This window comes from Streptomyces sp. NPDC060209 (assembly GCF_042728155.1).
Classification (GTDB): Bacteria; Actinomycetota; Actinomycetes; order Streptomycetales; family Streptomycetaceae; genus Streptomyces.
Genome location: NZ_JBHWZS010000324.1, coordinates 1 through 9725, shown reverse-complemented (window position 1 = coordinate 9725; position 9725 = coordinate 1). Strand labels below are relative to the sequence as shown.

The following is a 9725-nucleotide window of genomic DNA, read 5'->3' as shown; positions in this document are numbered from 1 at the left end:
ACCCGTCCTCCGGGTCGCTCCCGCTGACCAACGCCCACACCATCAATGCCTGTACGAACACGGTGCCGGCGAGCACCACCACGAGCACGGCGCGCAGCGCACGCACTGTCAGATTTCCCATGGCCCATCCTCCCATCGAGTTACGATGGTAATCTATCGACTTTCGATAGGTTAAGTAAAGGGGGAGACGGAGGGTGGGCGGCGGTTCGCCACCCTGGCCGGACGCCGGCGCTCCTCACATGGCATGGCGTTCGCGCGAAGCGTCTTGATCCTGTCGAAGTCGGCCTCGCCTGAGCACAAGTCGGCCCCACCCGACTGCGCCGAAGCCCTGAGCGGGACCCTGGCCATCACGTCGTAATGGGGATCTTCTCCAGTTCCTCCAGCGGCGGGCCGTAGGCGGCCCGTGCGTAGTCGTCTAGCGCCCGGCGGCCCTTCTCGACGCCGTCGTCGACCCTTACGGACACGAACAGGGCCGGTGTGACGTCATCGGCCGGGCGCGCGGCCCCGGTCGCCGCCTTGCGTACGTCCAGCAGCCCGGACTCGACACCGCGACGCCCGCCGTGACGTCCGCGGGGGATGTCCACGACGGTGCGGACCTCCGTTTCCTGCGCCTCCCCCTCGGCTGCGGAATCCCCCATCGCGGGACCAGCGAGCGGGAGGGCGACGGATGCGGCGGGGGCCGAACCGTAGCGAGCGGCGGCGGCGTTGGCGGACTCGACGGGTACGGCCAGGGCTGAACCGCTCAGCGCGAGCAGTAGCCCGGCAGTGGTGAGAGCGGCGCCGAGAAGTGACTGACGACGGGCGGCACGGAGCGAAGACATGGGAGTTGGGGGCTCCTTCGGGGCACGGACGCACCGGGGCCGGCGGCCTGGTGACGCTGTGGCACGTGGAGGCCACGGTGGTGGGGGCCGCGCGGGAGGCGCAAGCAATTCGTCCCTGGTCGAAGGAGCCCGGCGCACGCTTGTCAGCGGAACGGGCCCTCGCTACGTTCCCGACGTCTCACCGCGCCTCGACCCGGCTCCGTCCGGGCCGCCTCCCCCACCTAGGAGCATTCGTGAGGTTCCTCAGACGCCTTCCCGCTCTGTTCGTCGCCGCCTTGATGGCCCTGGCCGGACTGTCGGTCGCCCCGGCACAGGCGAGGGAGGCCGGTGCGACGGCCGCACCCGTCTTCAAGGCCCCCTACCCCTGCGGCCAGCGCTGGACGTACAGCCACCACTCGGCCGAAGTGCGCCGGGCGCTGGACTTCGTGCGCTCCGACGGCGGTCCGACGGCAGGCACCCCGGTGCTCGCCTCGGCAGCCGGCACGGCGACCCGTTACTCGCAGCCGAGCGGTGCCGGCAACTACGTGGCCATCGACCACGGCGGCGGCTGGAAGACGTACTACTTCCACCTCTCCGCCTACTCCGTCCCCAGCGGCGCGTCCGTCGCCCAGGGGCAGCAGATCGGCGTCACCGGCAGCACCGGCAACTCCTCCGGGGCACACATCCACTACGAGCAGCTGCTCAACGGGGTGGGCCAGAACATCGTCATCAACGGCGCCGGCCTCTCCTACCCCGGCAGCTACAACCAGGCGTACCTGACCAGCGACAACGGCTGCGGCGGCAGTGGCCTCCCGTTCAACACGTGGGGCAGCGGGGTGAATGTCCGTTCCGACGCCCGCGTCAGCGCGCCCGTCGTCACCACCCTCGCCGGTCCGACGGCTGTGCGCGTGCTGTGCCAGAAGCAGGGTGACACCGTCAACGCCGAGGGATACAGCAACAACTGGTGGAGCAAGCTGCGCGACCAGAACGGCTTCATCAGCAACATCTACATCGATCACCCTGACGCGAAGCTGCCCGGCGTCCCGCTCTGCTGAGCCAGCCACCGCAGTGGCTCGTAGGTGGTCCGGCCGGCGCGCAGTTCCGGTCGGACCGCCGCACACTCCGGCCGAACCGGCGCCGGGCCACACCGGAACTCTGGCATGCATGCGTCATTTCTGTGATGCGCGTAGAGTTTCGCTGGACGGGCGTCACCGGCGCCCGTGACCACCGGGGGTGCGCGTGCTACGGGTGGATTTCACGAGCCAGGAACTGGCCCGCTTACGCGTCGCGTCCGGCGTGGACCCGCTCTGGGAGACCGCGCTGAGTCTGCACCTCCTGCAGAACCGCCAAGCGCCGCTCGCATTCGGGACATGGCGCCGGGAGGTGGTCGCGGCCCTGCGGCGCTCCGGCCTCGTCCCCGTGACACGCGCACTGACGCGACTCTGCCCGGACGGCTCCTACTTCCCGGACTTCCTCACGCCCGGCCGCGGGGACACGGATCTGGAGACCGGGCTCGACCGGCTGCTCTCCACACCTCGACACCGCCTCCGCGCCGAGATCGTCCGGCTCCACGCTCACACGACAGGACCCGTCCCGGCCGGCCTGCGCACGCTGGCCGACGGGTGCCCCAAAGCGCTGCACCGCCTGGGAACGGCCCTGCGCGCCTACCACCAGGTCGCCGTCGAGCCCTACCTCACCGCAATGCGCGCGCAGGCGGCAGCCGACCGGACCGTACGCGCCCAAGCCGTCCTCAGCCACGGCGCGGAGGGCCTGCTCACCGGGTACGACCAACTGCCCGGGTGGCGCTACCGGGAGGGGAGCCTGCGCGCCCCGTACCCCGTCGAGCGTGAACTGAGTCTGCGGGGCAGGACGCTGACGCTCGTGCCGGCCTTCTTCTGCGTACGCGCCCCGCTCGCCCTCGTCGACGAGGAACTGCCGCCGGTCCTCGTCCACCCCCTCTCGCCCGCGCCCGGTTGGCTCGAACGCGGCCGCTCCGGCGGGGACGCCCCTGTGGCGCAGCTCATCGGTGCCTCCCGTGCCGAACTCCTCCGGATGCTGGACCGCCCGATGACCACGATGGACATCGCCGCGGCGCTCCGCCTCGCGCCGTCGACGGCCAGTCGGCACGCCACCGTGCTCCGCGAGGCAGGACTGCTGCTCTCCCAGCGTCAGGGCGTGCGGGTGCTCCACCATCGAACGGGGCTCGGCCGTGCGGTGCTGGACGGCGTTCTGAAGTGAGCCGCCGTGCAGGCGGTCCGGGATCCGGTGCGGGGTGCAGGGAAGGGGAGGCGGCGCGCGTGGCACGGCCGCCCGACCAGGGAGGCCGTGCCTGATCCGTCCTCCGGAACTCAGGCAGGTCCCCTTCGGCGGAGGCGGGCGGACCCCGGTTGAGCACCCGTCACCCCGAGGTCCTTCAGTAGGCGTGTCCCATGTGGGCCAGAGCCTGTTTCAGAAGCACTCCGTGGCCGCCCGGCATTTCGCTCTGCACAGCCGGTGAGGCCGCCTCCTGCGGGCTGAACCAGACCAGGTCCAGTGCGTCCTGCCGCGGGCGGCAATCTCCGGTCACCGGCACGACGTATGCGAGGGACACCGCGTGCTGGCGCGGATCGTGGAACGGGGTGACGCCCGCGGTGGGGAAGTATTCGGCAACGGTGAAGGGCTGCAGCGAGGCCGGGACACGCGGCAGGGCCACGGAACCGAGATCCTTCTCCAGATTGCGCAGCAGGGCGTCACGGACCCGCTCGTGGTGCAGGACGCGGCCGGATACGAGGGCGCGGCTGATGGTTCCGTCGGTGCCGATCCGGAGGAGCAGCCCGATGCTGGTCACGTCGCCGCTCTCGTCCACCCGCACAGGGACGGCCTCGACGTAGAGGACGGGCATCCGGGCTCTAGCCATGTCCAGTTCGTCCGTGGTGAGCCAGCCGGGAGTGGTTTCCGTCATGTCAGACATCGCTTGATCATACTTACCCGGCCGGGATTCTGGTCGCATGTCCGCCACAGCCAGCTCGTCCTCTGCCGATGAGGCGCGCGGGCGGCAGAGGGGAGTTCTCGGGGAGCCCGTCGGCTCTGAACAGCCCCGACCACCCGGGGCATGCTGCCGATGCCGGGATCCTGGACGACCGCGCCGACGTCGCACGCCGAGCCCACCTTCTCGTCCGCGCTTCGAAGGAGTGACGTCTCACGCGGTTCCTGCACCGTCCGATGCGGCCTCGGCCAAGGAGTAGATTACGGAACGCTGTCGCTTGTGGCGCCGGATGCGGCACTTGGCCACGAGCGGGTCCAGGGCGTTGCGCCATTACTCGGGCAACCAGGTGCCCCATATTCACCGCATACGCGTTCGGTTAGGCTGACCTTGCCTGGAGTGGGGTCCCGGGCGTACAGGTTCGGATTCCGGTGCCACAGGTGGGAACCTGGCGGACGGAACAGGCAGAGGCAGGGCGCAGGTGAGAAACGGTGACCGGGCACGTGTGCGTCGTGCACCCGGCGAGGCGGGACCGCCCATGCGGGTAACCAGGGACGCGGCTTTCAGCCCAGGGCCCGGGACGAGGGACGCGGCTTTCAGCCCAGGGCCCGGGACGAGGCATCGTGGATGAGCTCGCGCTCACAGCCGGAGCCCTGTACGTGATCGTCCTGCTACGCGCCGGAGGGACGTTCGCCGTTGGGTGGCTCGCCGGCGCCGGTGCCCGGCGCAGCAGGTTCGCCGGGAGGATCTCTTCGGCGAAGTTCCGGCGTGCCGAGCGGGCGATCCAGCGGTGGGGCGCGCCGGTGGTGGCAGCCTCTTTCCTGACCGTCGGTTTCCAGACCGCCGCCAACTTTCTCGCGGGCAGCATGCGCATGCCGTTGCCGCGCTACCTCCCTGCCCTGCTCCTGGGCGGAGCGGCCTGGGCGCTGATCTACGCGACTGCGGGGCTCGGCGTGCTCGAAGTGCTGGGAAGGCTCTTCGCCGAGCGGACGGCCCTCGGAGTGTCCGCCGTGGCCGCCCTCCTCTTCGCGGTGTGCGGGGTGGTGGTGTACCGCAGGAGAAGGGCGGTCCCGTCCTGCGGTGACACAGCGGCCGACGAATCGTGAACCCGTCCCGCGAGGGCAGATTCCGCAGCGGGCGTGGGAGAGGGCTATGCCGCGTTGGACGAGGCGTGCGAGCCTGGGTCCATCGTCCCGGCCGTGGGCTGATCCGGTTGCTTCGGCGGCGGGTTCACCCCGTGCTCGGAACTCACCCATCAGGCAGCCGCCTTCGAGTCGTCGGCCAACAGCGCCGAGAGCGGCTTGCCTACTGCATCAGCGAGGGCGTCACCTTCGAGCGGAGAGCAAGATCGGCTCTTCGTCCATGCGTTGGCCTGCCGAACCGAGTCGGCGCCGGGACCAGATGAGGATGGCAGCAAGGCGGAGCGCGGCCTGACGAGTGATCGCGGCATCACACCCGAGATCGCCCGCCGTGGTGCGTCGCAGGTTCAGCCTGGGCAAGACAAATAGAGCTGAAGCCGTACGCTGACCGTGTGCACAGTGTTGAGCTGCTGCCCGACGAGGCCACCGACCGGGCGGTCCGGGAGGTGTGGCGCCGTCTGGCGGACGAGGGCTTGCCCAGCCAGGCCGCACATCGGCATCCGACCAACCGGCCGCACCTCACCCTCGTCTCGGCAGACACTCTGCCTGCCGAGATCCGAGGCCGTCTCAGACAAGCGTTCGCAGGTCTTCCCGTCCCGCTGCGCCTTGACGGCCTCGTACGCTTCTCCGGCCGCATGCAGGTGCTGGCCTGGGCGGTCCGGCCCGACGACGTTCTGCTGCACCTGCACGAGACGGTGTGGCGCATCGTGCGTGAGGCACCGCAGAGCGGGCGGCCGAATTCGCACCTTGCTCCCGCCCGATGGGCCCCCCACATCACTCTCGGCCGTGGACGCGACACGGCGTGGGACGTCCCCGACAACCGGCTGCTCCCCGCCACGGCGGACGCGTCGGCAGTCGCGACGGGCCTATGGACAGAAGCCCGGTACTACGACTCGCTCACCCGAACCACGGGCCGCCTGGGTCCAGGCCCGGAGCGGCCGTGTCAACCATGATCTCCAGCCAGCCTTCAAGACGCCCCCCACGCCCGCGGAAACGGCCCCACATTCATGGGGAGCGGTGTCGCCGCTCTGCGCGGCCCGCGACCGGCCCCCCGTCCCGGTCGCGGACCGCACGCCGGTCGGCGAGACCGGTCAAGGGTTGGGACAGCCCTCGTACGGACCCTTTCGCCGGAGCCCTCAGCGCACCGCGCAGCCGTCTGCCATCGCCTGGTGCGGGGCTACGGCTCAGGGGCGCACCCGGTGGATCACATGCCAAGAGCTCGCGCAGCGAAGTTCCTCGCCCTGCTCGGTGAGGCACTCGCGGGCGTCGATGTAGTACAGGTCTGGCGCGAAGCTCCATGTGAAGCTGTTGGTCGCCTGGTTGCCCGTGGCGTTGAGATTCTCGTACCTGCTGCTCCAGCCGTCGTTGTAGTACGCCATGACTTCGAGTCGAGCGCCGTGGCCGTCCGCCGCGGTGTCCTTGATATTGGCAGCCAGAGAGTAGCGGCCGTCGGAGCCGAGGGTGAGAGAACCCCAGGCGTGCGCACCGACCACACCGGAGCCGCTGCCTTCGAGGGTCCAGGAACCGAGAGCCGCGTGAGCCTGGCCAGGCATCACGAAGACCGCGACCAACGCCCCCAGGCCGGCGATTGCAGCCTGAGCATGGCGCCGAATACGTGTGTTCATCTTACGAACCCTTCGGTCGAGACGAATGAGAACCGCTGTGCCCGGCGCGCCCTGCGTCTCCTGACGCCACGCGCGAGTGCACCGCTCGTTCCGTTCCGGGCGATGTAGCGCCCGGAATCGGTCACGTCGACAACCATGTACGGCCGACCTGGGGCAAACCTTGCGAGAAACCTTCAGGGGCAGGTCACAGTGCCTTGCAGGCCTGTACCGGCACGAAGGGGGAGCGCGGCATGGTGGAGTTCCAGTTACTGAGCGGCCTTGAGGTGCGAGTCGGTGGTCGGCCGGTCCCACTGGGGCACCCGCGGCAGCAGTGCGTTCTGGCGGTTCTGCTGATTGACGCAAACCGCCTCGTGTCGGCCGACCAGCTGCTCCACCGCGTATGGAACGATCGCGTGCCCCTTCGCGCCCGGGACACGCTGTACTCCTACATCTCGCGTTTGCGCCGCGAGCTGGACCCGCACGGCATCCTTCTGGCCCGCAGGTCCGGCGGCTATGTGCTCGACATCGACAAGACCACAGTGGATCTGCACCGCTTCCGCCATCTGGCAGCGCGGGCCAGGAAGGGCCCGGACGACCGGTCCGCCCTGAAACTCTTCGAAGAAGCGCTCGCGCTTTGGCAGGGCGAACCGCTGGCGGGCCTGGACTCCCCGTGGCTGGACACCGTACGCGAGCAACTGCGGGCAGAACGATGGGCAGCGGAGCTGGACCGGACTGATGCCATGCTGCGCTCCGGCCGCCACAGCGAGTGCCTGGCCGAACTGTCAGCACGGGCAGAGGCCCATCCCTTGGACGAGCGGGTGGCCGGCCAGTCCATGATCGCCTTGTACCGCGAGGGCCGCCCCGCTGACGCCTTGGCCCACTACCAGAGCATCCGAGTGCGGTTGGTCCACGAGTTGGGGGTCGATCCCGGCCAAGCCCTTCGGCAGCTTCACCAGCGCATAATCACCTCCGACCCTGCTCTCGACCTGCCCCTCGGACGCTCCGTAACAGCTTCCTCACCTGCACGTCAGGAGGCCTCACCAGCAGCAAAGTCGCATGCGCCGGCATCAGAGGGGTCGGACGAAGCCACCAGAAGCAGTCACGAGGATCGGGTCGGAGTGAGCTCACAACAACCGCGCCCTCGCCTGCTCCCGCCGGCCCCGTCCCTGTTCGTGGGCAGGGAAGACGAGTTCGCCAAGGCTTGCCGACTGCTCGACCACAAGACGTCGGGGCCGTCGACCTTGCTGGTCACCGGGTCAGCCGGGGTCGGAAAGACGGCCTTCGTCGTGCGAATGGGGCATCTGCTGGCGTCCAGGTTCCCGGACGGCCAGCTCTACGTGGACCTGCGGGGTTTCGATGACGAGCCGGGCGAGCCGTTCACGGTTCTGGGTACCTTCTTGCGGGCGCTCGGCGTCCACGGCGGTGCGATGCCTCCGGACGTGGCAGGGAGAATCAACCTCTACCGCACCCTGCTGGTCCAGCGCAGGACACTCGTCGTGTTGGACAACGCGGCCGATGCGGTGCTGGTGGACGACCTTCTGCCCAGCGGTGAGCACTGCGCCGCCATCGTCACCAGTCGGACTGCGCTGGCGAGCCTGAGCGGTATTCGGCTCCCTCTCAGAGTCTTCGACTTCGCGACGGGGCTGGCTCTGTTGCGCGAGATGGTGGGCGCAGAACGAATTGCCGCGGAGCCCGACTCGGCCCGGGCCATCGTGGATACCTGCGGTGGGCTTCCCCTCGCGGTATGGGTCACCGGAGCGCGGCTGGCCGCACGACCGCACTGGACGCTGACCAAGGTCGCCCGTGCGCTCGCCGACAAGCAACGCAAGCTTGATGAGCTGGCTGTCGGCCACATCGCCGTGCGGGCCAGCCTGGAGCTGACCTACCAGGGCATGAGTCACATGGACAGGCACGCCCTGCGGATGCTCGCCCTGCTCCCTGGACCGGATTTCGCCGTCTGGGCCCTTGCCGCGCTGCTGGACACGGACCTGGGCCGAGCGGAGGCCGTCCTCGATGAGCTGGTGGATGTGCACGTGGTGGAGGTCGGGGTGGCCGTTGCCACCGGACGGCGCTACTGGCTGCACGACCTGCTGCGGCTGGTGGGCCGGGAACGGGCGGAGCAAGAGGTCTCACCGCAGGAACGTACGGCCGCGCTCACCCGGCTGCTCGGGGCGAGCCTGCACCTCGCCGACCTCGCAGCGGACACCCTCAGTGTCGACTTCCAAGGCATATCGCAGCTGGACCTGGTCTCCTGGCGGCTGGCCGCGACCGAGGCCGATCAGCTGCTCGCCGATCCGCTGGCCTGGTTCAACGACGAACGCCAGTTCCTCGTGAACGTGGCAGGGCAGGCGCTGGACGGAAGGGAGAGCGTCGTAGCCGCCGCCGGGCTGGCCACTTCCCTCACGACCCTCTTCCAGGTAGGCAGCCACTTCGACGACTGGGAAAGGATCCAGAACCGTGCGCTCAAGGCGGCCCTGAGCAGCGGCGACCGGCACAGCGCCGCGAAGGTCCATCGTTGCCTCGGCGAACTCACCACCATCCTCGACCGCTATCCGGAAGCACTGAACCACTTCGAGCAGGCCCTGCTGCTCACCGAGGGGCAGGAGCCCACCTACCGGGCCAGTGCCATGGCCGGACTGGCCTATGTGTACCGGCTCCTCGGCCAGTACTCCTCAGCCGCCCTCCATTTCGAAGAGGCCGCCGAGCTCGCCGAGTCGGCACGAAACGACAACTGCCTCGTCTACGCGACCAACGGCCTCGGCGTCATCGACCTCGAGCAGGGACGTGTCGAGGCCGCCGTCGTGCGCTTCACCAAGTGCCTTCGGGTGAGCCGGATCGCGGGCTACCGGCCGGGGGAGGCCCAAGCCCTGCGATGCCTGGGCCAGAGCCATCGAGCACTCGGCGACTACCCGGCCGCCGCCGACGCCTATCGGCAGGCCGCCGCGATCAGTGAAGACCTCGGCGACCGCCTCAGCGCCACGCACGCCACCTGCTGGCTCGGGGACATCCTGGTCCGGCAGGGCGAGCATGGTGAAGGACGCCGCTTGCTGGCCCGGAGCCTGTGGACCTACCGGGAATTCGGCAACCTCTGGGGCGAAGCGGCGACACTGTACGCGCTCGCCGAGGCACAACTCGCAGTCGGCCGTTCCGTACCCGCGCGCAGGCGCGCCGAAGCCGCCGTCAGGCTCTGGAGGCAGATCGGCTCCAGCAGGTGGCTGGC

The 9725-nt window shown here is 69.5% G+C and carries 8 protein-coding genes and 1 pseudogene; 5 read left to right on the top strand and 4 right to left on the bottom strand.

Annotated elements, in window-relative coordinates:
- Nucleotides 1–121: pseudogene (locus tag ACFWFI_RS36705) on the bottom strand (DUF2975 domain-containing protein); the annotation flags it as partial.
- A gap of 226 nt (nt 122–347) precedes the next feature.
- Nucleotides 348–821, bottom strand: a complete 474-nt coding sequence (locus tag ACFWFI_RS36700) for a hypothetical protein (protein WP_387399028.1) — start codon at nt 819–821, stop codon at nt 348–350.
- A gap of 233 nt (nt 822–1054) precedes the next feature.
- On the opposite strand from ACFWFI_RS36700, the gene ACFWFI_RS36695 reads away from it, so the two are divergent.
- Together ACFWFI_RS36695 and ACFWFI_RS36690 are read left to right on the top strand one after the other, a co-directional pair.
- On the top strand, nt 1055–1855 hold the full coding sequence (locus ACFWFI_RS36695; protein ID WP_387399026.1) for a peptidoglycan DD-metalloendopeptidase family protein: 801 nt from the start codon (nt 1055–1057) through the stop codon (nt 1853–1855).
- Between the two features lie 193 nt (nt 1856–2048).
- Nucleotides 2049–3038: an ArsR/SmtB family transcription factor gene (locus ACFWFI_RS36690; protein WP_387399023.1), complete on the top strand. Its 990-nt coding sequence runs from the start codon at nt 2049–2051 to the stop codon at nt 3036–3038.
- A 175-nt stretch (nt 3039–3213) separates the two neighbouring features.
- On the opposite strand, the gene ACFWFI_RS36685 is transcribed toward ACFWFI_RS36690, so the two are convergent.
- Nucleotides 3214–3750, bottom strand: a complete 537-nt coding sequence (locus ACFWFI_RS36685; RefSeq protein ID WP_387399021.1) for an NUDIX hydrolase family protein — start codon at nt 3748–3750, stop codon at nt 3214–3216.
- 635 nt (nt 3751–4385) lie between these two features.
- Here ACFWFI_RS36685 and ACFWFI_RS36680 point away from each other — a divergent pair.
- Both ACFWFI_RS36680 and ACFWFI_RS36675 read left to right on the top strand, forming a co-directional pair.
- Nucleotides 4386–4868 carry a DedA family protein gene (locus ACFWFI_RS36680; protein WP_387399019.1) on the top strand — a complete coding sequence of 161 codons (483 nt, stop codon included), beginning with the start codon at nt 4386–4388 and terminating at the stop codon, nt 4866–4868.
- A gap of 425 nt (nt 4869–5293) precedes the next feature.
- A complete protein-coding gene (locus ACFWFI_RS36675; protein WP_387399017.1) occupies nt 5294–5854 on the top strand; it encodes a 2'-5' RNA ligase family protein in 561 nt (186 codons plus the stop codon).
- A 231-nt stretch (nt 5855–6085) separates the two neighbouring features.
- Here the strand turns inward: ACFWFI_RS36675 and ACFWFI_RS36670 are convergent, their stop codons facing one another.
- On the bottom strand, nt 6086–6526 hold the full coding sequence (locus tag ACFWFI_RS36670; RefSeq protein WP_387399015.1) for a hypothetical protein: 441 nt from the start codon (nt 6524–6526) through the stop codon (nt 6086–6088).
- A 230-nt stretch (nt 6527–6756) separates the two neighbouring features.
- On the opposite strand from ACFWFI_RS36670, the gene ACFWFI_RS36665 reads away from it, so the two are divergent.
- On the top strand, nt 6757–9725 hold a 2969-nt coding region (locus tag ACFWFI_RS36665), incomplete at its 3' end, for an AfsR/SARP family transcriptional regulator (protein ID WP_387399013.1).